23 protein-coding genes are annotated in these 23,163 nt (G+C 73.2%); 10 read left to right on the top strand and 13 right to left on the bottom strand.

What is annotated here, in order from left to right; genetic code table 11:
- The 3 genes from ABD285_RS07480 to ABD285_RS07470 all read right to left on the bottom strand — a co-directional run.
- Positions 1-287: histidine kinase N-terminal domain-containing protein (locus ABD285_RS07480; protein ID WP_344202463.1), on the bottom strand; the 287-nt coding region annotated here is incomplete at its 3' end.
- Positions 288-297: 10 nt separating this feature from the next.
- Positions 298-1,578 (bottom strand): CpaE/TadZ family protein, encoded by a 1,281-nt coding sequence (locus ABD285_RS07475; protein ID WP_344201607.1) that lies wholly within the window; start codon positions 1,576-1,578, stop codon positions 298-300.
- Positions 1,575-2,258, bottom strand: a complete 684-nt coding sequence (locus ABD285_RS07470; protein WP_284253178.1) for a hypothetical protein — start codon at positions 2,256-2,258, stop codon at positions 1,575-1,577. The genes ABD285_RS07475 and ABD285_RS07470 overlap by 4 nt, the downstream gene beginning before the upstream one ends.
- A gap of 89 nt (positions 2,259-2,347) precedes the next feature.
- Between ABD285_RS07470 and ABD285_RS07465 the strand changes: the two genes are divergently transcribed.
- Entirely contained in the window at positions 2,348-2,623 is a 276-nt protein-coding gene (locus ABD285_RS07465) for a helix-turn-helix domain-containing protein (protein WP_284253180.1), read from the top strand.
- A gap of 10 nt (positions 2,624-2,633) precedes the next feature.
- On the opposite strand, the gene ABD285_RS07460 is transcribed toward ABD285_RS07465, so the two are convergent.
- Positions 2,634-3,203, bottom strand: a complete 570-nt coding sequence (locus tag ABD285_RS07460) for a hypothetical protein (RefSeq protein ID WP_284253181.1) — start codon at positions 3,201-3,203, stop codon at positions 2,634-2,636.
- Between the two features lie 138 nt (positions 3,204-3,341).
- On the opposite strand from ABD285_RS07460, the gene ABD285_RS07455 reads away from it, so the two are divergent.
- On the top strand, positions 3,342-3,788 hold the full coding sequence (locus ABD285_RS07455) for an Rv3235 family protein (RefSeq protein WP_284253182.1): 447 nt from the start codon (positions 3,342-3,344) through the stop codon (positions 3,786-3,788).
- A 143-nt stretch (positions 3,789-3,931) separates the two neighbouring features.
- On the opposite strand, the gene secA is transcribed toward ABD285_RS07455, so the two are convergent.
- The 6 genes from secA to mtrA all read right to left on the bottom strand — a co-directional run bounded on the left by secA (position 3,932) and on the right by mtrA (position 12,436).
- The gene (secA, locus tag ABD285_RS07450; protein WP_344202461.1) at positions 3,932-6,790 is read right to left on the bottom strand and encodes a preprotein translocase subunit SecA; all 2,859 of its coding nucleotides are present in this window, start codon (positions 6,788-6,790) and stop codon (positions 3,932-3,934) included.
- A gap of 93 nt (positions 6,791-6,883) precedes the next feature.
- Positions 6,884-7,522 (bottom strand): ribosome hibernation-promoting factor, HPF/YfiA family, encoded by a 639-nt coding sequence (gene hpf / locus ABD285_RS07445; protein WP_284253183.1) that lies wholly within the window; start codon positions 7,520-7,522, stop codon positions 6,884-6,886.
- 94 nt (positions 7,523-7,616) lie between these two features.
- Positions 7,617-8,333: a ComF family protein gene (locus tag ABD285_RS07440; RefSeq protein ID WP_284253184.1), complete on the bottom strand. Its 717-nt coding sequence runs from the start codon at positions 8,331-8,333 to the stop codon at positions 7,617-7,619.
- 64 nt (positions 8,334-8,397) lie between these two features.
- Entirely contained in the window at positions 8,398-10,095 is a 1,698-nt protein-coding gene (locus ABD285_RS07435; protein WP_284253185.1) for an LpqB family beta-propeller domain-containing protein, read from the bottom strand.
- Positions 10,092-11,693: an MtrAB system histidine kinase MtrB gene (gene mtrB, locus ABD285_RS07430; RefSeq protein ID WP_284253186.1), complete on the bottom strand. Its 1,602-nt coding sequence runs from the start codon at positions 11,691-11,693 to the stop codon at positions 10,092-10,094. The genes ABD285_RS07435 and mtrB overlap by 4 nt, the downstream gene beginning before the upstream one ends.
- Positions 11,694-11,755: 62 nt before the next feature.
- Complete coding sequence (gene mtrA / locus ABD285_RS07425; protein WP_284253187.1) at positions 11,756-12,436, bottom strand: MtrAB system response regulator MtrA; 681 nt, start codon at positions 12,434-12,436, stop codon at positions 11,756-11,758.
- Positions 12,437-12,513: 77 nt separating this feature from the next.
- On the opposite strand from mtrA, the gene ABD285_RS07420 reads away from it, so the two are divergent.
- From ABD285_RS07420 to ABD285_RS07395, 6 genes are all read left to right on the top strand, one after another.
- Positions 12,514-13,641, top strand: a complete 1,128-nt coding sequence (locus tag ABD285_RS07420) for a glycerophosphoryl diester phosphodiesterase membrane domain-containing protein (RefSeq protein ID WP_344201598.1) — start codon at positions 12,514-12,516, stop codon at positions 13,639-13,641.
- Positions 13,638-14,321: a DUF4129 domain-containing protein gene (locus tag ABD285_RS07415; protein WP_284253190.1), complete on the top strand. Its 684-nt coding sequence runs from the start codon at positions 13,638-13,640 to the stop codon at positions 14,319-14,321. Before ABD285_RS07420 ends, ABD285_RS07415 begins: the two co-directional genes overlap by 4 nt.
- Complete coding sequence (locus ABD285_RS07410; protein WP_344201595.1) at positions 14,318-15,508, top strand: DUF4350 domain-containing protein; 1,191 nt, start codon at positions 14,318-14,320, stop codon at positions 15,506-15,508. Before ABD285_RS07415 ends, ABD285_RS07410 begins: the two co-directional genes overlap by 4 nt.
- 50 nt (positions 15,509-15,558) lie before the next feature.
- Positions 15,559-16,512 (top strand): AAA family ATPase, encoded by a 954-nt coding sequence (locus tag ABD285_RS07405; RefSeq protein ID WP_344201592.1) that lies wholly within the window; start codon positions 15,559-15,561, stop codon positions 16,510-16,512.
- Between the two features lie 19 nt (positions 16,513-16,531).
- Positions 16,532-17,845 (top strand): DUF58 domain-containing protein, encoded by a 1,314-nt coding sequence (locus tag ABD285_RS07400; RefSeq protein WP_344201589.1) that lies wholly within the window; start codon positions 16,532-16,534, stop codon positions 17,843-17,845.
- 310 nt (positions 17,846-18,155) lie between these two features.
- Positions 18,156-18,878: an aquaporin gene (locus tag ABD285_RS07395; protein WP_344201586.1), complete on the top strand. Its 723-nt coding sequence runs from the start codon at positions 18,156-18,158 to the stop codon at positions 18,876-18,878.
- Positions 18,879-18,932: 54 nt separating this feature from the next.
- On the opposite strand, the gene ABD285_RS07390 is transcribed toward ABD285_RS07395, so the two are convergent.
- A complete protein-coding gene (locus ABD285_RS07390) occupies positions 18,933-19,925 on the bottom strand; it encodes a stage II sporulation protein M (protein WP_284253193.1) in 993 nt (330 codons plus the stop codon).
- A gap of 19 nt (positions 19,926-19,944) precedes the next feature.
- Between ABD285_RS07390 and ABD285_RS07385 the strand changes: the two genes are divergently transcribed.
- Positions 19,945-20,823, top strand: coding sequence for an RDD family protein (locus ABD285_RS07385; protein ID WP_344201583.1), 879 nt, complete (start codon positions 19,945-19,947; stop codon positions 20,821-20,823).
- A gap of 61 nt (positions 20,824-20,884) precedes the next feature.
- On the opposite strand, the gene ahcY is transcribed toward ABD285_RS07385, so the two are convergent.
- Both ahcY and ABD285_RS07375 read right to left on the bottom strand, forming a co-directional pair.
- Positions 20,885-22,354, bottom strand: a complete 1,470-nt coding sequence (ahcY, locus tag ABD285_RS07380; RefSeq protein ID WP_344201580.1) for an adenosylhomocysteinase — start codon at positions 22,352-22,354, stop codon at positions 20,885-20,887.
- 64 nt (positions 22,355-22,418) lie between these two features.
- The gene (locus tag ABD285_RS07375) at positions 22,419-22,640 is read right to left on the bottom strand and encodes a DUF3499 family protein (protein WP_344201577.1); all 222 of its coding nucleotides are present in this window, start codon (positions 22,638-22,640) and stop codon (positions 22,419-22,421) included.
- A gap of 85 nt (positions 22,641-22,725) precedes the next feature.
- Between ABD285_RS07375 and ABD285_RS07370 the strand changes: the two genes are divergently transcribed.
- On the top strand, positions 22,726-23,160 hold the full coding sequence (locus ABD285_RS07370; protein WP_284253194.1) for a metallopeptidase family protein: 435 nt from the start codon (positions 22,726-22,728) through the stop codon (positions 23,158-23,160).
- The last annotated feature ends 3 nt before the right edge of the window (positions 23,161-23,163 follow it).

Here is a 23,163-nt window from a genome sequence, read left to right as displayed (position 1 = left end):
GCGGCGGTGTCGATGATCCCGCCCGTCGCGAACGCATCGGACACCTGCTGACGCCACTCCGGCTTGATCGGCTGACCCACGAAGTCGCGGTAGAAGAGGGTCGCGGCGGACGACGGGCGCGAGTGCGCCGCGGCGATGAAGCCGCCGTCGGAGGTCGGCAGCCACAGCACGATGTCGGCGAACGCGAGGTCGGCGATGAGCTGGGCATCGGCGACGAGCAGGTGCAGCCACTCGACGTCCGCCTCCGATCGACCCTGCGCGACGGCGAGTTCGGACAGGGTCGACATGCTGAAAAGACTAAGCCGTGCGTCTCGACTCCGACGGCCGGGCCCACGGTCGGCGCCGGCGCCCCGGTGAGGGCCGGACACCGCCGTCGCCCTCGGGCCGGACGCGCGCCGCCAGCTCGCGGATGGCGGCCGTCGCCGGCGACCGGGGTGCGGCATCCGGCAGCGGACGCCCGCTCAGCAATGCGGCGTCGAACGCGGCCGGATCCCAGGGCACCAGCAGCGGGTCGCGCACACCGCCGAAGCGGGCGAGGGTCTGCCGCACCTGTGCCCCAGGACCCAGCCCGATCGCGCCGGCGCGCACCTTGTTGACCACGGTGACCACGCGATCCGGGTCGACCAGCTCGAGCAGGTCGGCGTGCACGCGGAGATAGCGGGCGAGGCCGACCGGGTCGGCCGCCGCGACCGCGACCACCCGATCGGCGGCCCGCAGCGCGGCGATCGTCGCCGCATTGCGTCGCGGCGCGGCGAGGTCGCTGGAGAGCTCCTCGTCCTGCTCGAGGCTCGCCGCCGTGTCGACGATCGTCATCGGCGCCCACGCCCGCAGCGCCGTGAGCACCCCCTCGACGCGGTCGCCGCCGAGCTCGGGCCAGCGGCTCGCGCGGCCGATGCCGGTGAGCACCCGGAGCGCACCGGCGCCGTGCGGTTGCGCGATGCGGTCGAGCTCCGCGCCGGTCAGGCCGCCGGTCGGCGCGAGGCGGCAGGCGGCCGCGAAGCCGGGCGCCTCGTCCAGGAGCCCGAGCGCAGGCGCCACGGACGCGCCATGGGTATCGGCGTCGGCGAGCGCGACGGCCCCGCCGCCGGCGGCGAGCTCCGCGGCCAGCGCCACGGCGATGGACGTCCTCCCCGGCGCGCCGACCGGGCCCCACACCGCGACGACGGTGCCGCGATCCACGCGCCGTCCCGGGGGGCGCAGCGTGGTGCGCTCGTCGACCTCGTCGGCGTCGTCCGCTCCGGATGCCGCCCCGCCCCCGCGCGGCAGGATCGCCTCCCAGCCCGCCGGGCCCTCGATCACGTCGAGCACCCCCAGTCCCGCGGCATGTCGCCGCTCCGAGGGCTCCGACGCGATCACCACGAGCCGCACGCCGAGCCGGTCGCACGCGTCGAGCAGCGGGCGCCCCAGGTACTGCGGTCCGGCGCCGCAGACCACCAGGTCGGGCGCCGTCGTCGCGAGGCGGCCGGCGAGCTCGTCGCCGCCCGAGCAGCGCGCGACGACCCGGTGTCCGTGCCGCGCCGCGTCGGCGGCGAGCGCCTCCTCCTCGGCGAGCGGCAGCGCGAGGGCGACGTCGCTCACGGCGCGTCCGAGAGGCCGAGGCCGGCGGGCACGATCGCCAGGTCGTCGCCGGCGGCGATCGCGGCGAGCACGCGGGCGACGCGGGAGCGCGGCAGGCGCACCTCGACGACGCTGCCCTCATGGTCCGCGGTCAGGGTCTGATCGCCGTCGAGCACCCGGACGACGGTGGCGTCGGAGACGATGACCGACGGCGGGGCGATGCCGTCGCCGTCGGGGTCGGCGCCGTCCGTCGTCACGGCGAGCGCCGTCACGGGAGCGGCCGACCACACGTCGACCCGGGCCCCCGCCTTCACCGCACCGCTGACCCGCGTCGCGAGCCGCAGCACGAGCGAGGTGTCGTCGGCGTCCGCGTGGCGGCCGACGGACGACGCCGGCACGAGCTCGCCCTGCGCGACCGGACGCGTGATCACCAGGCCGCCGTGCGGGATGTCGCCGACGCCGAGGTAGAGCGCGTCCGAGCCGTCGAGCGCCACGCCGCGCGCCACGAGGTCGGAGGCGTCGATGCGCTGCCCCGGCTCGAGCGGACCGGCCGCCGCGTACACCTCGGTGCGCCGGTCGACGGACGCGACGATCCCGACGGTGGCGGCGACCGAGGCCGCGACGAGCAGGAGCCCGATGAACAGCCGCGGGTCGGCGAACCGCCGGCGGCGGGTCGTGGAGGCGGGAGCGGGAGCGGACATGGCGACCATGCTCGCCCGCACAGCGCGGGCATCCCGGGAGTTATCCACACTCCGGTCACCGGCCTCCCCCGGCGCCCATAATCGCTGTCATGACGGCATCCGACGGCGATCCCCGCGGGCTGGGACGGTTCCTGACCCTGGCCGACACCGCCGAGATCCTGAACATCTCGGCGAGCCAGGCGTATGCGCTGGTGCGCTCCGGAGAGCTGCCGGCGATCAAGGTCGGCACCAGCGGGCACTGGCGCATCGAGCGCGATCGCCTCGAGGACTACATCGCCGACAAGTACGAGGAGAACCGCCGCCGCGGGCTCTGGCACCAGGCGGAGTTCGCCGACGTGCCGGAGCTGTTCGCCGGGCGCGACTGAGACACCGCGTTCAGAACCGCAGCATCCGGATGCCTGCGAAGGGCAGGATCCGTACCGCACGCACCGCGCCCGGCCGGCGCGGTTCACCCGGGTCGTGCTCGGCCAGGTCGACGTGGTCGCGCCCGACCCGGTCGATGGTGCCGTGCAGCGCGCGGGAGGCGGTCGTGACGTCGACCGGGCAGCGCCGGCGGCACAGGTCGCGCAGCACGAACGACAGGCCGAGGCGCCGGGAGAGGGCGTCGGGGCGCTCGGGCGTCGGCTCGAGCGCCCCGGCGACGGGCGTCGCGCCCGCCAGCAGTCCCGCGATCGCGTCGAGGGGCACGAGGCACGACGCCGCCCGCGCGCCGGTCGCCGCACCGGAGACCCAGTCGCGGCCGATCGCCTCGACCCGCAGCTCCACACGCGTGCCCTCGACCAGCTCGACGACGATCTGCTGGCCGGAGAACGCCACGATCCGGTCGCGCAGGGTGAGCCGACCGAGGCGCAGCCGCTCCTCCTCGGCGGCGACGTCGAGCTCCTCGGCGCCGAGCTCCTGTTCCAGCTGACTCTCGAGGTCGGCGAAGAGGTCGTCCCAGCGCACCCCGCGACCGTGCCACCCGGAACGCCGGTCGGGAGGGATCTGTCCACAGGGGAGATCTGCCCATCGACAGCGCTTCGTGAGTCGTGCTTAGGTGTGGGCACCCCCGGTCGGGGGACAAACGGGATCACCGGGGGTGACATGAGCACGGCGGCCGTTCAGCCCATCCGGGTCGAGGTAGCACCGAGGAGCCGGGGCCGGCTCGACACCGACGACTTCTTCGGTCAGCAACCCGCCTCCACGCGATCGCTGCCCGATCCGCAGCCGCTGCTCGAGAACCTCACCCGCTGCGTGATCGAGATCCTCGCCGGCGCGCGCGACCTCGAGCAGATCGCCCGCTGGGTCGACGACGACGTCTACCGGAGCCTGCTGAAGCGCGTGGTGCTCGCGGCCCGCGCCCGCCAGGTGCGCGGCCAGCCGGTGGCTCGCCCGGCGTTCCGTCTCGGATCGGTGCGCGTGTGCGAACCGCGCGACGGCGTCGTCGAGGCGGTCGTCGTCGTGCACAACCGGGCGCGCTCGCGCGCCGTCGCCATCCGGCTCGAGGGTCTCGACCGGCGCTGGCGCGCGACCGCGATCAGCGTGCTGTAGTCGCGGCGGCGCGGATCGGCGCCGTGCTGTAGTCGTGGCGGCGCGGATCGGCGCCGCCCACAGCGAACCGTCCGGAGAAGTGACGTGGCTCCGACCCGTCGTACGAGGGGCCGGAGCTTCACGGCTGGGATTCGGGCCCCGCGTCAGCGGCGCTTCTGCTGCGCGCGGCGCTCGGCGCGGTTCATGGGCGCCGCCTCGCCGTTGCCGGCACGCTGCCCGAACGCACCGCGCCCCGAGCCGGCCTGCTGACCGCCCGCGCGCTGGCCACCGGACTGGCCGCCGGACTGACCCCCCTGCGGCGCCTGCTCCTCGGTCGGCGGCGCGACCGCGTCCTCGAACGAGGCCGCCTGGCGCTGCGCGCGCTCGGTCGCCCCGCGCTCGAGCCGGCCGCTCTGGTCGCGCACCTCCACCTCACCGGACGCGTCGTCCGACGGGGCCGAGTACGACAGCGCCTGCTGCTCGGCGGCACTGAGGCCGCGGGCCTCGACCGTGCCGTCCGGGCCGGTGACCTCGACATCCAGGTTGAAGAGGAAGCCGATCGACTCCTCGCGGATCGCGCCCATCATCGACTGGTAGAGCGAGAAACCCTCGCGCTGGTACTCGACGAGCGGATCGCGCTGCGCCATCGCGCGCAGTCCGATGCCGTCCTTGAGGTAGTCCATCTCGTACAGGTGGTCGCGCCAGCGACGGTCGATCACCGAGAGCACGACGCGCCGCTCCAGCTCGCGCATGGCCGGGGAGCCGAGCTGCTCCTCACGGCGGGCGTAGGCGAGCTTCGCATCGGAGATCACCTCGTCCTTGAGCGCCTTCGCGCTCAACCGGCCCTTCGTGCCGACCTCGCTGACGACCTCGTCCGGCGTGATCGACACCGGGTACAGGGTGCGCAGCTCGGTCCAGAGCGCGTCGAGGTCCCACTCGTCGCTCTGACCCTCGGCGGTGTGCTCCTCGATGACCTCGTCGACGACGTCGGTGAGGAAGCGCTGCACGCGCTCGTGCAGGTCGTCGCCCTCGAGGATGTGCCGGCGGTCGCCGTAGATGGCCTCGCGCTGGCGGTTGAGCACGTCGTCGTACTTGAGCACGTTCTTGCGGATCTCGGCGTTGCGCGCCTCGACCTGCGACTGGGCGGACCGGATGGCACGGCTCACCACCCGCGACTCGATCGCCAGGTCGTCGGGCACGTTGCCGCGCCCCATGAGGGCCTGCGCCGCGCCCGCGTTGAACAGGCGCATGAGGTCGTCCTCGAGGGACAGGTAGAACCGGCTCTCGCCGGGGTCGCCCTGACGCCCGGATCGGCCGCGCAGCTGGTTGTCGATGCGGCGCGATTCGTGCCGCTCGGTGCCGAGCACGTAGAGCCCGCCGACGTCGATGACCTTCTGCGCCTCGACCTCCACCTGCTTCTTGACCGTGGCGTACACGCTGTCCCACTCGGCCTCGTACTCCTCGGGCGTCTCGACGGGGCTGAGGCCCTTCTCGTGCAGCTGCGCCACGGCGAGGAACTCCGCATTGCCGCCGAGCATGATGTCGGTGCCGCGGCCGGCCATGTTGGTCGCGACCGTCACGGCGCCCAGGCGGCCGGCCTGCGCGACGATCGCGGCCTCCCGCGCATGGTTCTTCGCGTTCAGCACCTCGTGCTTGACCCCGCGCTTGGCCAGCAGCCGGGCGAGGTACTCGCTCTTCTCCACGCTCGTGGTGCCGACCAGCACCGGCTGGCCCTCGCGGTGGCGCCCGACGATGTCCTCGACGACCTGATCGAACTTGGCGGTCTCGTTCTTGTAGACGAGGTCGGACTGGTCCTTGCGGATCATCGGCTTGTTCGTCGGGATCGGCACGACGCCGAGCTTGTAGGTCGACATGAACTCCGCCGCCTCGGTCTCGGCGGTCCCGGTCATGCCGGAAAGCTTCGTGTAGAGGCGGAAGTAGTTCTGCAGGGTCACGGTCGCGAGGGTCTGGTTCTCGGCCTTGACCTCGACGCCCTCCTTGGCCTCGATCGCCTGGTGGATGCCCTCGTTGTAGCGGCGCCCGACCAGGATGCGGCCGGTGTGCTCGTCGACGATGAGCACCTCGCCGTTCATGACGACGTAGTCCTTGTCGCGCTTGAACAGCGCGCGGGCCTTGATCGAGTTGTTGAGGAACGAGATGAGCGGGGTGTTCGCCGACTCGTACAGATTCTCGATGCCGAGGTAGTCCTCGACCTTCTCGATGCCGGGCTCGAGCACGCCGACGGTGCGCTTCTTCTCGTCGACCTCGTAGTCCTCGCCGTCGACGAGGCGCCGGGCGATCGAGGCGAACTCGGTGAACCAGCGGTTCGCGTCGCCCGACGCCGGGCCCGAGATGATGAGCGGGGTGCGCGCCTCGTCGATGAGGATCGAGTCGACCTCGTCGACGATCGCGAACTGGTGGCCGCGCTGCACCATGTCGCTCGCCGACCACGCCATGTTGTCGCGCAGGTAGTCGAAGCCGAACTCGTTGTTCGTGCCGTAGGTGATGTCGGCCGCGTACTGCTCACGGCGCTCCGCCGGGTCCTGGTTGTTGAGGATGACGCCCGTCGTCATGCCGAGCGCCCGGTACACGCGCCCCATGAGCTCCGACTGGTAGCTCGCGAGATAGTCGTTGACCGTGATGACGTGCACGCCGCGGCTCGCGATCGCGTTGAGGTAGGCGGCGGTCGTCGCGACCAGCGTCTTGCCCTCACCGGTCTTCATCTCGGCGATGTTGCCGAGGTGCAGGGCCGCGCCGCCCATGAGCTGCACGTCGAAGTGACGCATGCCCAGCGTGCGCTTGGAGGCCTCCCGCACGGCGGCGAACGCCTCCGGCAGCAGCTCCTCGAGCGACTCGCCGTTGCCGTAGCGCTCGCGGAACTGCACCGTCTCGGCGGTGAGCTCCTCGTCGCTCAGCTCCTCGAACGACTCCTCCAGGTGATTGACCGCCGTCGCGTAGTTCTTCAGGCGACGCAGGGTGCGGCCCTCGCCGACGCGCAGGACCCTCTCGAGGGGATTGGCCAACGGGATCTCCAGACATCCGGGCACGCCGAGGAGGCGGCCGTTACCAGATGGTGACTCTACCAATGAGGAGCGGTCGCAACCTGAGGCGGGGCGTCACTCCTCCTGAAGCGAGATCACTCCGTAGTCCCAGCCGACCCGCCGGTAGACCACGCTGGGCCGGTCGGTGCGGGCGTCGACGAAGAGGAAGAAGTCGTGGCCGACCAGCTCCATGCGGTCGACGGCCTCCTCCTGCGTCATCCGCTCGGCCGGGAAGACCTTCTGCCGGATGACGACCGGGCTCCACGGCTCGTCCTCGTGCTCGTCCTCGAGCACGGCGATCGATCCGGTGGAGACGCGTTCGAGCACGTCGATGCTCGCCGGGACGACGTCGGCGACCCGCCCGTTGCCGGTCACCTCCCGCATCGAGGCGGGGCGGTGCTGCCCGCGATGGATCTTGCGGCGGTCCTTCGCCTGCCGGATGCGCTCGATCAGCTTCTCGAGGGCGAGATCGAATGCGGCGTACTTGTCCGCGGCGCCCGCCTCGGCGCGCACGATCGGTCCGGGGCCGATGAGGGTCAGCTCGACGCGGTCGTCGCCGTTCGCGCCGCTCGACTTCTCGTGGTGGCGGCAGACCCGGATCTCGAGGGCGAGCGCCCGTTCCGCGAGGGCGGAGACCTTGTCGGCCTTCTCGGTGGCGTAGTCCTCGAACCGGTCCGGGATCCCCACTCCACGACCGGTGATCGTGATGTCCATCGCAGCCTCCTTCGCTCTCGCGCTCTCGCGTGGGGACTGCCGATCAGGCGGTTCCACGCCTTTCGGGCCACGCTAGTCCGCGGGGCCCCCCGTGTCACCCGGCGGGGCCTGAGGGGTTGCGATGAGTCGTCGCAGCATCGCCTCCGAACCCGGCGACACGCCGCGGCGTCGACGCGATGGCGGCGTAGGCGAGCACCTGCGCGCCCGCCTCGCGGAGGGCGTCGGCCGCGGCCATGAGGGTGGCGCCGGTCGTCACGACGTCGTCCACGAGCAGGAACCGGCGGCCGTCGAGAGGCCCTCGCGCGACGAAGACGCCCGCGAGGTGGCTGCCCCGCGCGGTCGCGCTCAGCGTCTTCTGGGCGGGATGCGGCCGTGCCGCGCGGAAGACCGGCGCGACCCGGAATCCGGCGGCCGCGAGGGTGCGGCGCACCGGGTCGTATCCGCGACGACGGCGAGCACGCCGCGTCGAGGGCACGGCGCAGAGCTCCAGCACGCCGTCGGCCGCGCCGCCCTCGACCGCCTCCGCGCGAGCCGCGGCGACCGCCGCGATCAGCGCCGGTGCCAGGCGCCCGGCGAGACCGGGACGGTCGCTCTTCATCGCGACGATCACCTCGCGCGCGATGCCCTCGTACCCCAGCCCGGCGAGCACCGCGGTGCCGTCGGCGAGCACCCGACGACGCGGCACGGGGGCGAGGGCTGCGATGCACGCGCCGCACAGGGCGCGATCGTCGGCACCGCATCCCGCGCATACGACCGGCAGGAGCAGCGCGGCGGCGTCGAGGAGCGCGGCGCGCAGCGGTGTCTCGGGCATGGCGGGACTCTGGCCGACCCGGCGGGCACCGCGGGGACGCCGGCGGAGATCGGTGGATGCCCTGCTACTGCTGCGTGCCGAGGAGGGTGAGCTTGGCGCCGGTCGCCTGCCAGTCGTCGCCCAGGCTCGGCTGATCGAGTTGACCGGACGCGAGCAGCACGCGCACCGCGTCGAAGCCCGATCCGGTCGCCCCCGCCGCGAGCGAGCGCGCCGCGCGCACGACACCGTGCGGCGTGGCCAGCCCGCCGAGCTCGTACTCGGTGATCTCGTCCAGTCCCGACGGCTCGCCGGAGATCACGGCGACGGAGCCGGCGTCGACCCAGGCGGCGTCGATGATCGGGCGCGAGGAGTCGACGGCCACCTCGAGCGGGGTGCCGAATCCGGTGGGCGCCCCATCCTTGTCGCGCTGGATGCCGAGCACGATGAGCCGCGACCCGGTGTCGGTGGCGAGACCGGCCAGCAGGCGGGTGCCGTCGCGCGAGACCGCGATCGAGACCAGGCGCCCGTCGACCGTGAGGGGGACGGCGTGCTGTCGGCCGTCGCCGCGGACGGCGATGAGCGATCCGGGATCGGCCTGCGCGCTCCAAACGTACCCTTCGGGATCCAGCGCGGGAGCCAGCAGGCCGCTGCGTGCGTCGACGACCGGATGCGCGTCCGGCGTCACCAGGCTCACCCCGCCTGTGCCGAGCACGGCCGCCGTGGTGCGGTCATGGCCGAGCGTCACCGCCGTCGGCGCGAGCGACTGCACATCTGCGCCGATCGAGGGCAGCGCGTTGACGCCGGTCGCACCGACGGCGCCGAAGACCTTGCCATCGGATCCGATGGCCTCGTAGGTGACGCTCGGCGACCCGTTGGCGGACGAGCCCTCCGTCGCGGGCACGGCGAGCCCGTTCGCGGTCATCGAGACCGCGTGCACGTCGAGGGCGCGCAGGCTCCAGGTGAGCTGTTGCAGCATCCGGGCCTGCTGGAGGGCGCCGGCATCGGCCACTCCCGAGCTGAGGTCGACGGTGATCTCACCCGAGTCCGCGATGGGCGGGCCGCCGAGCTGGGTGCCGGAGGGGAACGCCGACACGACGACGGGCGAGGCGAGCCACTTGGCCGGTCCCGCCAGCAGAGCCCCGACGATCCGCTGCAGGTTGCCGTCGCCGCCCAGGTCGGCGAACCAGCGGAGGTCGGGCACGAGGTAGTCGTAGCCCGGGTCGAAGAAGTAGAGGTCGTACGGCCGGGCGATCGAGCCGAGGTCGCGGGTGCGCAGCACCGTGCCGTCGGGCGCCCGGTCGATGCGCCACTGCCCCTTCTGCTTCACGAGATGGAATGACAGCTCCCGCTGAGCCGCGCTCTGCGCCGTGTACACCCCGGTCGCGTCGATCAGACCGACCACCTCGAGCCCGACCGAGAAGTCGGCGGCGGCGGCGGTCGGAGACAGGTCGGCCTCCGGCGCTACTGGGGTGTCGCTGATGAGGGTCCACGCCCCCGGCTTCCACGTCGACTGGAGGGAGCTCGTGAGGTACTCCTTGGCGACCTGATAGCCGCCCTGCGGTCCGCCACCGGCGCGCACGAAGCCGGCGACGATCTCGCTCGGTGTCATCCCCTTGTCCGGCCCGCTCACCGCCCGGATGGTGCCGTCCCCGCCCTGGTCCTGCTCGATGCGCTGGGTGCTCACGCCGCCCCCGGTGGGAATCGTGACGCAGCCGGCGAGGGCGACGAGCGCGACGAGCGCGGCGACGAGCCCGGTCGCCGGCCCCGCGATCCGGCGCCTCACGACGCGGCCTCGATCGTGTCGGCGGGCTCGGCGGGCGGCAGCTCGATGGGCGATCCGTGCACCACATCGCCGCGACGCCGCGGCAGGGTGAGACGGAAGCACGAGCCCTGCTCGGGCGCCGACCAGACCTCGAGAAGACCGCCGTGCACCGTCGCATCCTCCTGCGCGATCGCGAGACCCAGGCCGGTGCCGCCCATCGTGCGCTGGCGCGAGGGGTCGGCCCGCCAGAACCGGTCGAACACGCGCTGGGTCTCGGTGGCCGACATCCCGATGCCGTGATCGCGCACCGCGATCGCGACGGCGTCCGCGTCGCTGTCGACGTGCACGTCGATCGGCCGCCCCTCGCCGTGGTCGATCGCGTTGCCGAGCAGGTTCTGCAGGATGCGGCGGATGCGACGCGCGTCGACCTCGGCCTCGAAGTAGCCGCCCGGGGCGATGACGCGTACCGCCGTCCCGCGTTCCTGGGCGACCGGCTGCACCGACTCGACCGCGTCCTCGACGAGGCGCACGAGGTTGGTCGGCTCGATGTCGAGCTGCACGGCGCCGGCGTCGTACCTGCTCATCTCGAGCAGGTCGCCGAGGAGCACCTCGAAGCGCTGGGTCTGCGCGTGCAGCAGCTCGGCCGTGCGCTTGGTCGCCGGCGGGAACTCCTCGCGGTGGTCGTACAGCACGTCGCCCGCGAGCCGGATGGTCGTGAGCGGCGTGCGCAGCTCGTGCGAGACGTCGGAGACGAACCGCTGCTGCAGCCGCGACAGGTCGGCCAGCTGCGAGATCTGGTGCTGCAGGCTGTCAGCCATCCGGTTGAAGGACCGGGCGAGCGTCGCGAGCTCGTCGTCGCCGCGCTCGGGCAACCGCTCCTCGAGCTGGCCGGCGGCGAGCTTCTCGCTCGTGTCGGCGGCCTCGCGCACCGGACCCACGATGAGCCGCACGATGATGTACGCCACCGCGCCGATCAGGATGACGAGTGCCATCCCGCCGAGGGCGAGGGTGCCCTGCACGAAGTTCAGCGTGTTCTGCACGTCGCCGAGGTCGTAGACGAGGAACAGCTCGTAGCGTCCGGCGCCCGGGATGTCGACGAGCGACCCGGTGGTGACCCCCGGCGAGGTGGCGCCGGTCTTCGGGTCCACGAGCCCGATCGACTGCCACGACACCTTGTCGAGGCCGCCCGTGCGCACGGCCGCCCGCAGCGCGTCGCTCACCATGCCGTCGGAGAACGCCGGGCTCTGTCGATCCTCGAGCGCCGGGATGCCGCCCAGCCCGGGCGCCCGCTGCAGCGCGATGAGCGGGTGCGTCGAGACGCCCTGCACGATCACGTCGATCGCCCGATCCCCCGCGTCGTCGATGTCGGTGGGGTCGTCGGACGCGGAGGACTGGGTGAAGACGCTCTGCGCCGCAGTTGTCGCGCGACCGGCCTCGGCCACGATCTGCTCGCGGCGCTGATCGAAGAGGTTGCCGCGCACGCTCACGGCGATGTAGACCCCGATCGCGAGACTCGCGACCGTGGAGAGGAGGAGCGTGACGGCGACCGCGCGCACGCGCAGCGACCGGCGCCAGACGCGCACGAGGCGCTCCAGCCATCCCCGCCAGTCGAATCGCATGCCCAGACCTTAGGCCAGCAAGCCGAGCCCCGGGCCAGCACGCCGGCAGGCGGCGGCGCGCGTCAGGTCGCGACGCCGGCGCGGTACCCGACCCCGCGGACGGTGGTGACGATCTGAGGGTCGTCGGCGTCGGCCTCCACCTTGGCCCGGAGCCGCTGCACGTGCACGTTCACGAGCCGGGTGTCGGCCTTGTAGTGGTAGCCCCAGACCTGCTCGAGGAGCATCTCGCGGGTGAACACCTGCTGCGGCTTCGCGGCCAGCGCGAGGAGCAGCTGGAACTCGAGCGGCGTGAGGTTGATGCGCGTCGCGCCGCGGCGCACCTCGTGGCCGGCGACGTCGATGGAGAGGTCGCCGATCCGGATCGACTCGGGGGTCTCGGGCAGTGCGGGGCGCAACCGCGCGCGCACCCGGGCCACGAGCTCCTTGGGGTTGAAGGGCTTCACGACGTAGTCGTCGGCCCCGGATTCGAGCCCCTTGACGACGTCGGCGGTGTCGCCGCGCGCGGTCAGCATGATGACCGGCACGCCGCTCTCGGCGCGGATCTGGCGGCACACCTCGATGCCGTCCATGCCCGGCAGCATGACGTCGAGCAGCACGAGATCGGGCCGCCGCTCGCGGAAGGCGACGAGGGCGCTCGCGCCGTCGTCGGCGAACTCGGGCTCGAGCTCCTCACCGCGGAGCACGATGCCGATCATCTCCGCGATCGAGGGGTCGTCGTCCACCACCAGGATCCGTGCGTTCATCCACCTCGCCGATCTTTCGCACCAGGGTAACGTGAGCCATGCCCGCCTCGTGAGGGGAAGTCAACGGCAGGAGCGCAGTGACCGACGACCGGCAGTGGGAGCCCCCCGGTCGCCTCCGCGAGCCCGCCCGCTCCGCCGCCGCCCCCGCACCCCTGCTCGCGCCGCCCGGACCGCCGGCCCTCGGCTGGACGCCGCCGCCGCGCCCGGGGCTCGTGCCGCTGCGACCGCTGACGCTCGGCGCCGTCATCGGGGGCGCGTTCGGCATCCTGCGCCGCAACGCCCTCGCCGTCTACGGTCCCGCGCTGCTCGTCTCGCTCGCCGTCGCCGTCGTGCAGGCGCTCGGCACGCTCTCCCTCCTGTCCACCGTGTTCGCGGTCGGGTCCGACGACACGGCGTCCGCCGGCGCGCTCTTCGACGGGCTCGGCAGCGCGGTCGTGGGCTTCGCCGGCGGCAGCGTGCTCAACCTGGCGGCGACGCAGCTCGTGCTCGCCGTCGTGTCGCTCGCCGTCGCGGGCGCCACGGTCGGCGAACGCCGACGCGGCGGGGCGATCTGGCGCCGCACGACGGGTCGACGCGGAGCCGTGCTGGGGTGGGCGCTCCTGATCGCCGCGGCCACCGTCGTCGCGGTCGGAGGGGTCACGGGGGTCATCATCGGCATCGGCGTCGCGGGGGGCGGCGTCGGCGCGGCCGTGGCCGTCCTGCTGACGGTGCTCGCGATCCCCGGCGGTCTCGTGCTCTGGTTCTGGCTGACGACCCGGCTCGCCTTCGTGCCCGCGACGCTCGTCGTCGAGCGGCTCCGGATGCGGTCGGCCGTGACGCGCGCCTGGCGGCTCACGCGCGGGGGCTTCTGGCGGGTGCTCGGCATCCGGTTGCTCGTCTCGGTCATGGTCGGCTTCGCGCAGGGACTGTTGATGCTCCCGCTGAACCTCCTCATCCAGTTCGCGATCCCGCTGCTGCTGCCCAACGGTCTCACCGAGGAGTCCGAGCGCACGGCGCTCATCGTGACGACCCTCGTGAGCCAGCTGGTCGGGGCCTTCATCACGGCGGTCGGCGTCGTGCTCACGACCGCGACGACCGCGCTGCTGTACGTCGACCTCCGGATGCGCCGCGAGGGGCTCGACCTCGAGCTCGCGCGCTACGTCGAGCACCCCCCGGGCTCGCGGGCGGGTCTTCCCGACCCCTTCCGCCGGCCGGAGCGCGCATGATCGCCCCGTGGGTGCGGATCGACGTGCCGGTCGACCCGAGCGCCCCGGTCGCGCAGTATTGGCTCGAGCAGGAGCTGTCGAAGGCGCAGTACCAGGCCGGCAGGCCCGGGCTGTTCGAGCAGATCCTGCGGTCGTTCCTCGACTGGCTGCAGAGCATCGTCCCGACGTCGGGACCGCGCGGGTTCCCCGACGTCAGCGGGCTGGTGTCGGTCCTCGGGATCGCCGCGCTCGCCGCCATCCTCGTCATCGTGTTCGTGAAGTACGGCGCGCCGCGCCTCAACCGGCGCAGCAGGGCCGGCGGCGAGCTCTTCGGCGAGGACGACGATCGGGATGCCGACGCGCTGCGCCGCGATGCCGCGCGCGCCGCCGCCGCGGGCGACTACGCCACGGCGATCGCCGACATGTTCCGCGCTCTCGCCCGGAGGCTGGACGAGCGCGCCGTCGTCTCGAGCTTCCCCGGGACCACCGCCCGCGGTTTCGCGCGCGGCGCGGGCGAGGCGTTCCCGGTCGCGGCCGGGCGGCTGGGCGTCGGCGCGAGCGATTTCGAGAGCGTGCGCTACCTCGGCGCGGCCGGCACCGTCGAGCAGTGGGAGCGCATCCGGATGCTCGAGGCCGATTTGCGCGACGCGCGGCCCGAGCACGCCGAGTCGCTCCAGGAACTCGCGGAGACGGTGCGATGAGCACGGCGTCGGCCTCCGGCCCCGTGGTGATCGAGACCCCCACGCTGCGCCGCACCGGCCGGCGGGTCGGGCCCTGGATCGCGCTGGTGCTCGTGGCCGTCGTGGTCACCGGCGTGCTGTTCGCGGTCGCGTTGCAGCCGCAGTCGAGCACCGACGACCTCGCCGCCGACAACCCGGGCCCGAACGGCGCCGAGGCGGTCGTGCAGGTGCTCGAGCAGCACGGCGTGCACGTGACGATCACGCGCTCCCTCGACCTCACCGAGGGCGCCGTGCGCGACCCGCTCGACACGACGGTGGTCGTCTACGACCCCCAGGAGCTTCTCAGCGCCGCCCAGCATCGCCGCCTGCGCGCCGCCGCCGGCGACCTCGTGCTCGTGGAGCCCGGCTTCGCGACCCTCGGCGATCTCGTGCCCGGTGTCGACGCCGCCGGCCGGACGACGGCGACGCTGCACGCCGACTGCGACCTGCCGGCGGTGCGCACGGCCGGCACGGTGAGCGGCGGCGGTCGGCTCTACGACGCACGGCACGCGGACGGCGCCACGTCGTGCCTGCGCGCGAAGGGCGGAGCCGGGATCGTGCAGCTGGAGGCGCACGGCGTGCGCACGACGGTCCTCGGTGTCGGCGCGGCCCTGCAGAACGGCACGGTCGTCCACGACGGCAACGCCGCCCTCGCCCTCAACCTGCTCGGCGGGCACCATGCCCTGATCTGGTACCTGCCCGGCTTCGACGACCTGGGCGGCGGCGGGCCGCCCGCGAGCCTGGCCGACCTCACGCCGCCGTGGGTCACCCCGCTCATGCTGCTGCTGCTCGTCACGGCGCTGGCCGCCGCGCTCTGGCGTGGACGCCGCCTCGGCCGGGTCGTCGTCGAGAACCTGCCCGTGACGGTGCGCGCGAGCGAGACCATGGAGGGGCGGGCGCGCCTGTACGAGCGCGCCGGCGCCCGCGTGCACGCGCTGGACGCGATCCGGATCGGCACCACGGCCCGGCTGGGCCGCCTGCTCGGGATGCCGCGCACCGCGACCGTGCACGAGATCGCGGATGCCGCGGCCGCCGTCACCGGACGACCGCGCCCCGAGGTCGCCGCGATCCTCGTCGACGCGCTGCCCGAGTCCGACGCGCGGCTCGTGGCGCTCTCCGACGCGCTGCAGAAGCTCGAGGACGACACCGCCGCGGCGGTGCGCCCGTGACCGACCCCACCGCCACCCGACCCGCCGTCCCCACCCAGGAGGTTCCCCTGATGACCGACGATCTGAGAGAGGCCTTCCTGCGCGTGCGCGGGGAGGTCGGCAAGGCCGTGGTCGGCCAGGACGGCGCCGTCACCGGGCTGCTCATCGCCCTGCTCGCCGGCGGGCACGTGCTGCTGGAGGGGGTGCCCGGCGTCGCGAAGACGCTGCTCATCCGGACGCTGTCGCGCACCCTGCAGCTCGAGACCAAGCGCGTGCAGTTCACGCCCGACCTCATGCCGGGCGACATCACCGGATCGGTCGTCTACGACCCGACCGCCGGCGAGCTCGTGTTCCGGGAGGGACCCGTGTTCACCAACCTGCTGCTCGCCGACGAGATCAACCGCACGCCGCCGAAGACCCAGTCGTCCCTGCTGGAGGCCATGGAGGAACGGCAGGTCTCGGCCGAGGGCGTGACGCGCAAGCTGCCCGTGCCGTTCCTCGTCGCGGCGACCCAGAATCCGATCGAGTACGAGGGCACCTACTCGCTGCCCGAGGCGCAGCTCGACCGCTTCCTCATGAAGCTGGTGCTCGACCTGCCGGCGCGCGACGCGGAGGTCGAGGTCGTCACCCGGCATGCGGGTGGCTTCGATCCGCGTGATCTCGAGGCCGCCGGCGTCGCGCCCGTGCTCGACGCGGCGACGCTCGCGCAGGCGCAGAACGCGGTCGCGGAGGTCACCGTCAGCCCCGACGTGCTCGGCTACATCGTCGACCTCGCGCGCGGCACCCGGCAGAGCCCGTCGGTGCGCCTCGGCGTGAGCCCGCGCGGGGCGACCGCCCTGCTCGCGGCGTCGCGGGCCTGGGCGTGGCTCAGCGGCTCGACGGGGGTGACGCCCGACCACGTGCAGACGATGGCGATCCCGGTGCTGCAGCACCGCATCCAGCTGCGGCCGGAGGCGGAGCTCGAGGGCGTCGGCGCGGACGCCGTGCTGCGCTCGATCGTGCAGCAGGTGCAGGTGCCGATCTAGCCATGGCGCAGGTCGACTGATGGCACTGTCGGGGTGGTTCGTCGCGCTGATCGCGGTCGGCGCGGTGCCCGTCGTGGTGCTCGACGGGTGGTACGGGCTGATCGCCTGGCTCGGCGTCGTCGTGCTGCTGGCCGCCGGGGATCTGGCTCTGGCCGGATCCCCGCGCAAGCTGCGGTTCGCGCGGCGCACCCCGGCGCGCATGCGGCTGGGCGAGACCGAGGAGGCCGTGCTGCTCATCGAGAACACCGGCGAGCGCACCGTGCGCGGCGTGCTGCGCGACGCGTGGCAGCCCTCGGCCGGCATCCGGCCGTCGCGGCGCCGGATCTCGCTGTCTCCCGGCGAGCGCCGCGTGCTGCGGGCGAGCCTGACGCCGGTGCGCCGCGGCGAGCGCACGGCGGCGCACGTGACGGTGCGCGCCTTCGGGCCGTTGCGGCTCGCGGCGCGGCAGGCGAGCATCCGGGTGCCGGGATCCGTGCGCGTGCTGCCGCCGTTCTCGTCGCGCCGCCACCTGCCGTCGCGGCTCGCCCGGCTGCGGGAGCTCGACGGCCGCACGAGCGTCATGGTGCGCGGGCAGGGCACCGAGTTCGACAGCCTGCGCGAGTACGTGCGCGGCGACGACGTGCGCTCGATCGACTGGCGCGCCACGGCGCGGCGCCGGGATCCCGCCACGGGCGGGGCGACCCTCGTCGTGCGCACCTGGCGGCCGGAGCGCGACCGCCGGGTCGTCATCGTCGTCGACTCCGGGCGCACCTCGGCGGCGCGGATCGCCGACGAGCCCCGGCTCGACACGGCGTTCGAGGCGAGCCTGCTGCTCGCCGCGCTCGCGACCCGCGCCGGCGATCGCGTCGACCTCATCGTCTACGACCGCCGGGTGCGCGGCCGGGTGCAGGGGGCGACCGGTGCCGACCTGCTCGCGAAGATGGTCGACGCGATGGCGCCGATCGAGCCGGAGCTGCTCGAGACCGACTGGGCGGCCGTGCCGGCGCTCGTGCGGCAGGCGACGTCGCAACGCGCGCTCGTGCTGCTGCTGACCTCGGCGCAGACGCCCGGGTCGTCGCGCTCGCTGCTCACGACGCTGCCGGAGCTCGCCCGCGACCACACGGTGCTGGTCGCTTCGGTCGCCGATCCCGACGTGCTGGAGGCGGCGCGCCAGCGCGGCGACCGAGCCCAGGTGTACCGCGCGGCCGCCGCCGAACGGGCGGCGCTGGATGCGACGCGGGTCGCCGGCGCCATCCGGCAGTTGGGCGCGGAGGTCGTCACGGGCTCCCCCGCCGACCTCCCGCCCGCCGTCGCCGACGCCTACCTCGCCCTCAAAGCCGCCGGCCGCCTCTGAGAGCGGGGCGGCGGGTCGCCTGTGACGGGGGCCGCTCGGGGCGGTACGGAGTCCGCATCCTGCCGCTCCCCCGTCGAAACTTCAGGCGCACGTCGCGCGTGCGGTGCACGACCGGACCGGATCGCCGCCGTGTTCCTCCACTTTTGACGGAGGCAGGGGCACGGGCACACGGCACACGGCACACCGGGACGCGGGGACACGGGCGGGAGGGCCGAGGGGGCGGCGGCGCACAGCGGCGGGTCGGCAGCCGCGAGCAGGCGTCGCGGGGATAGCCTGCGTCCGTCCACGGAATTCTCAGGATTGGATGGTCATGGCCCAAGCCAGCGCTCCGGCGCCTTACACCCTCGTCTCCCGTCTGCTCGCCGAGCTGTTCGGCACGTACCTGCTCGTGTTCGGCGTCATCGGCGCCGCGCTGTTCTTCGCCAAGGACGGCGGACCGCTGGTCATCGCGCTCGCGGTCGGCCTCGCGGTGCTGACCGCTGCCTACGCCGTCGGCCACATCTCGGGCGGGCACTTCAACCCGGCCGTGTCGATCGGCGCCGCCGCCGCCGGCCGGATGCCGTGGCGCGACCTCGTGCCGTACATCATCGCCCAGCTCATCGGCGGCATCCTCGCGACCCTGACGCTCGGGCTGTTCGTGGTCGTCAGCGGCAAGACCGCCGACTTCGCCGCCGTCTCCAACGGCTTCGGCGGGGCGTCGCCGATGGGGCTCAACCTCGGTTCCGTCGTCATCGCCGAGATCGTCGCGACCGCGCTGTTCGTTTACATCATCCTGGGCGTGACGGCGCCGGGCGCCCACGTGACCGCCGGATTCGCGCCGCTCGCGATCGGCCTCGCGCTGACGCTCGTGCACCTCGTGATGATCCCGGTCGACAACTCGTCGGTGAACCCGGCGCGTTCGCTCGCGACCGCGATCCTCGGGGGGTCGACCCCGCTCATCCAGCTCTGGGTGTTCTTCGTCGCGCCCCTGGTCGGCGGCCTCATCGCGGGCGTCACCTGGAAGTTCCTCTTCGCCGGACGCCGCACGGCGTAGCGGTACGACAGCGGATCACGGCGGCCCCCGGCGCGAACCGGGGGCCGCCGTCGTTCAGGCGGCGACGAGTTGCCGCGCTCCCGACTCGAACTCCCCCGCGTCGCCCGTCTGCCCCGCGCGGGCCGCGCGCCGGCCGACGACCCACTGGTAGGTGAGGAAGGCCGCGAGGGCCACGGTGCCGATCCCGATCTTCACGGGCCACGGCCAGGGCTGCCGGGTGACGAAGCCCTCGATGAGCCCGGAGACCAGCAGCGAGACCACGACCCCGCCGACGATCGTGAAGAGCGAGCGCCCGGCGGCGGCGAGCGCCCGGGCGCGGGTCATCGGGCCCGGCGCGATCCACGACCAGCCGATCATGAGCCCGGCGGCCGCCGCCGTGAAGATCGAGTACAGCTCGAGCTGGCCGTGCGGGGAGATGTAGAGGAAGAAGTCCGGCAGCCGGCCGAACTCGTTCATGACCGCTGCGGACTGGCCGAGATCCTGTGCGTTCTGGAAGAGCACCACGGGCACCCCGAGCAGCGTGATGCCCAGCGCGACGCACTTCGCCGCGACGAAGGCGTTGTTGGTCCACACCTGCCCGAAGAAGCCGCCCGTCGAGTTGTCGGAGTAGTACGAGACGAAGTCGTGCTCCGCGTAGCGCCGGAGCGCGGCATGCGAGCCGAGCGAGGCCACGAGGCGGGGGTCGCTCGACATCCAGAATCCGTAGATCCCGGCGAGCAGGAGGGTGAGCGCCGCGACGACGAGCGTGAGCCAGCGCACCCGGTAGAGGGCCGCGGGCAGCTGCAGCACGGCGTAGGCCGACAGACCGCGCAGCAGGTTGCCGGGCGTCCCGGTGAAGCGCAGTCGGGCCCGGGCCAGGGTCAGCCCCAGCCGGTCGCCCGGCACCGACTCCCCCACGCTCGTGCGGATCGCGGAGAGCTGCGCCGCCCCGGCCTGATAGTGCTCGATGAGCTCGTCGGCGCGCTCGCCGTCCAGGGCGCCGCGCGACAGCAGGTCGAGCCGCTCCCATTCGGCCGCGTTCGCGGCGGCGTAGGCGTCGAGGTCCATGGACTGTCAGGATACCGACATGACCTCGCGTTCCGACGTCGTGCCGCTGCCGCCGCAGCATGAGACCGACGCCGACGACACCGCGGACGACGAGGTCGTCACGGGTGAGGCGGTCGCGCTCGACCTGCGACCCGCGGGCTTCGCGCTGCGCGCCGGGGGTGCCGCCATCGACATGCTCGTCTACTTCGCCGCCACGTACCTTCTGATCATCGCCGTCTCGTTCGCCCTCATCGGGGCGCCCGAGATCGAGAGCGCCGTGTACGCGACCGTGTTCCTCGTCACGGTCCTCGTGGGGCTGGTCATCGCGCCGATCACGGTGGAGACGATCACCCGCGGCCGCTCCGTCGGCAAGGTCGCGGTCGGCGCGCGCATCGTGCGCGACGACGGCGGCGCCATCGGCCTGCGCCACGCGCTCATCCGCGGGCTCTCCGGCGTCATCGAGATCTGGGGCACGCTCGGCGGGCTCGCCATCCTCCTCGGGCTGCTCACGCCGCGGGCGAAGCGCCTCGGCGACCTCATGGCCGGTACCTACTCCCAGTACGAGCGTGTGTCGCGTCGACCGCTGTCCCCGCCCTTGCTGCCGTGGGGGCTCGACGGCTGGGCCCGGGTCGCCGACGTCGCGCGGCTGCCCGAGGGCCTCGCCCGGCGGGTGGCGCAGTTCCTGCACGAGGCGACCCAGTACGAGCCGGGACGCCGGGCCGGGATCGCCGACGAACTCGCCCGCGAGGTGGTGCCCTATGTGGCGCCGCTGCCCGACGTCCCGCCGGAGGTGCTGCTCACCGCCGTCGCCGCCGTCCGCCGCGACCGCGAGGCACGGGCGCTCGCGCTGGAGGCCGACCGGTTGCGGCGGCTCGGGCCGGTGCTCGAGGGGGTGCCGCACGGGTTCCCCTCGCGGTAGGAGCCGACGCCGCGTCGAGGGGTGAGGTCTCGATGCGCGCCCTCCTCGACCCGCTCGGGAGTCAGTACCGGTAGTGCTCGGGCTTGTACGGCCCCTCGACCGGCACGCCGATGTACGACGCCTGCTCGGGCGTCAGCTCGGTGAGCTCCACCCCGAGCGCGGCGAGGTGCAGCCGGGCCACCTTCTCGTCGAGCACCTTCGGCAGCCGGTAGACGCCGACCGGGTACTCCTCGGGCTTCGTGTACAGCTCCAGCTGAGCGAGCACCTGGTTCGAGAACGAGTTGCTCATGACGAACGACGGATGCCCGGTCGCGTTGCCGAGGTTCATGAGCCGCCCCTCGCTCATCACCAGGATGCTGCGCCCGTTCGGCAGCCGCCACTCGTGCACCTGGGGCTTGATCTCGACCTTCTCGACGCCCGGCAGCGCGGCGAGCGCCGCCATGTCGATCTCGTCGTCGAAGTGCCCGACGTTGCCGACGACCGCGAGGTGCTTGAGGCCGAGCAGGTTCTCGACCGTGACGACGCCCTTGTTGCCGGTGCCCGTGATGAGGATGTCGACCTGGTCGACGACGCTCGACAGCTTCGCGACCTGGAATCCGTCCATCGCGGCCTGCAACGCGTTGATGGGGTCGATCTCGCTCACGATGACCCGCGCGCCCTGACCGCGGAGGGCCTCGGCGGCGCCCTTGCCGACATCCCCGTAGCCGGCCACGAACGCGACCTTGCCGCCGATCAGGACGTCGGTCGCCCGGTCGAGCCCGTCGGGCAGCGAGTGCCGGATGCCGTACTTGTTGTCGAACTTGGACTTCGTGACCGAGTCGTTGACGTTGATCGCCGGGAAGAGCAGCCGCCCCTCGGCCGCGAGCTCGTACAGCCGGTGCACGCCGGTCGTGGTCTCCTCGGTCACGCCCCGGATGCCGGACGCCATCCGCGTCCAGTACTGCGGGTCGCGCTCGAGCGAGCGCCGGAGCACGTCGAGGATGATCGTCCACTCCTCGTTGGCGTCGGCATCCGGAGCGGGCACCGCGCCCTCCGCCTCGTAGCGCACCCCCATGTGCACGAGCAGGGTCGCGTCGCCGCCGTCGTCGAGGATCATGTTGGGGCCGTCGAAGCCCTCGGCCGACCAGTCGAAGATGCGCTCCGCCGCCCACCAGTACTCCTGCAGCGACTCGCCCTTCCAGGCGAACACGGGGACGCCGGCCGGGGCCTGCACGCTGCCCGTCGGCCCGACGGCGACGGCGGCGGCCGCCTCGTCCTGGGTCGAGAAGATGTTGCAGCTGGCCCAGCGCACCTGCGCGCCGAGCGCGACGAGGGTCTCGATGAGCACGGCGGTCTGCACGGTCATGTGCAGGGATCCCGCGATCCGGGCGCCCTTCAGCGGCTGGAGCGGCCCGAACTCCTCGCGCAGCGACATGAGACCGGGCATCTCGTTCTCGGCGAGCCGGAGCTGATGGCGGCCCGCCTCGGCGAGGGAGAGGTCGGCGACCTTGAAGGGGAGGGCCGTGTCGGTGCCGGATTCGAGAGTGCTCACGGCTCCATTGTCGCAGCGACGACCTGTATGCGCCGTCGTGTGACGGCGCTCGGCCGTCGCCGCGCTAGGCGCCCAGACCCAGCTCGTCGACGACGACGTGCCGCACGACCTGCCAGCCCTGCGGCGCCGAGAGCCGCTCCGCGTGCCGCGCGCACAGGTCGTAGCTGTGCGGCTCGTGCCGGATGCTCAGGGGGCCGAGCACGGCGAGCGCGTCGGCGTAGTCGTAGGTCAGGGTCGCCACGGCCTCATCGCCGCAGGCGACCTTGCTGCACAGCCGGCCGTTCATCCTGACTCCTCGTCCGTGTCGTCACCGTACCGCCGGGCGACGACATCGTCGGCACGACGCGCACGCGCCCTTCTACACTGGGCGCATGGCGCGCTCGACCCGTCGGATGCCGCCGCGGGCGGCGGCCCGTGATCGGCACGGGCGCGGCATCCGCTCGTCGGTCGTCGGTCCGCATCTCGCCCCGCTGCGCACGCGGGTCGACTTCTTCGACGCCTGCATCGCCAGCGCCGTCGACTACCTGCGCGACCTCTGGCCCGATGAGCTCGAGCGGGTGCGCTTCGAGGTCGCAGCCGTGCCCACGGGCGAGCCGGGCGCCGACGGGGTCGACCGCTGGCGGGTCAGCCGCAAGGCGCGCACCGTCGTGCTCTACCGGCTTCCGATCGAGCGGATGGCGCACCTGCACCGCGACGACGAGTGGCATCGGCGCTCCTACATCGAGAGCTGCGTGTTCCGGGCGGTCGCCGAGCTGCTCGGCAAGGACCCGTGGGACATCGCGCCGGAGCGCTACCGGCACTTCTGACCG

It is taken from the genome of Pseudolysinimonas kribbensis (assembly GCF_039531715.1).
Taxonomy (GTDB): domain Bacteria; phylum Actinomycetota; class Actinomycetes; order Actinomycetales; family Microbacteriaceae; genus Pseudolysinimonas; species Pseudolysinimonas kribbensis.
This window is presented reverse-complemented; position numbering and strand designations above follow the sequence as displayed.

Bases quoted from the DNA above. Each gene is read 5' to 3' on its own strand.
- mtrB (WP_284253186.1), bottom strand. From the start codon at position 11,693: ATGCGATTCGACTGGCGGGGATGGCTGGAGCGCCTCGTGCGCGTCTGG.
- ABD285_RS07410 (WP_344201595.1), top strand. From the start codon at position 14,318: ATGAGCACGGCGTCGGCCTCCGGCCCCGTGGTGATCGAGACCCCCACG.
- ABD285_RS07390 (WP_284253193.1), bottom strand. From the start codon at position 19,925: ATGGACCTCGACGCCTACGCCGCCGCGAACGCGGCCGAATGGGAGCGG.
- ABD285_RS07455 (WP_284253182.1), top strand. From the start codon at position 3,342: ATGAGCACGGCGGCCGTTCAGCCCATCCGGGTCGAGGTAGCACCGAGG.
- ABD285_RS07370 (WP_284253194.1), top strand. From the start codon at position 22,726: ATGGCGCGCTCGACCCGTCGGATGCCGCCGCGGGCGGCGGCCCGTGAT.
- ABD285_RS07395 (WP_344201586.1), top strand. From the start codon at position 18,156: ATGGCCCAAGCCAGCGCTCCGGCGCCTTACACCCTCGTCTCCCGTCTG.
- ABD285_RS07400 (WP_344201589.1), top strand. From the start codon at position 16,532: ATGGCACTGTCGGGGTGGTTCGTCGCGCTGATCGCGGTCGGCGCGGTG.
- ABD285_RS07385 (WP_344201583.1), top strand. From the start codon at position 19,945: ATGACCTCGCGTTCCGACGTCGTGCCGCTGCCGCCGCAGCATGAGACC.
- ABD285_RS07415 (WP_284253190.1), top strand. From the start codon at position 13,638: ATGATCGCCCCGTGGGTGCGGATCGACGTGCCGGTCGACCCGAGCGCC.
- mtrA (WP_284253187.1), bottom strand. From the start codon at position 12,436: ATGAACGCACGGATCCTGGTGGTGGACGACGACCCCTCGATCGCGGAG.
- ABD285_RS07375 (WP_344201577.1), bottom strand. From the start codon at position 22,640: ATGAACGGCCGGCTGTGCAGCAAGGTCGCCTGCGGCGATGAGGCCGTG.
- ABD285_RS07440 (WP_284253184.1), bottom strand. From the start codon at position 8,333: ATGCCCGAGACACCGCTGCGCGCCGCGCTCCTCGACGCCGCCGCGCTG.
- ABD285_RS07465 (WP_284253180.1), top strand. From the start codon at position 2,348: ATGACGGCATCCGACGGCGATCCCCGCGGGCTGGGACGGTTCCTGACC.
- ABD285_RS07405 (WP_344201592.1), top strand. From the start codon at position 15,559: ATGACCGACGATCTGAGAGAGGCCTTCCTGCGCGTGCGCGGGGAGGTC.
- hpf (WP_284253183.1), bottom strand. From the start codon at position 7,522: ATGGACATCACGATCACCGGTCGTGGAGTGGGGATCCCGGACCGGTTC.
- ABD285_RS07470 (WP_284253178.1), bottom strand. From the start codon at position 2,258: ATGTCCGCTCCCGCTCCCGCCTCCACGACCCGCCGCCGGCGGTTCGCC.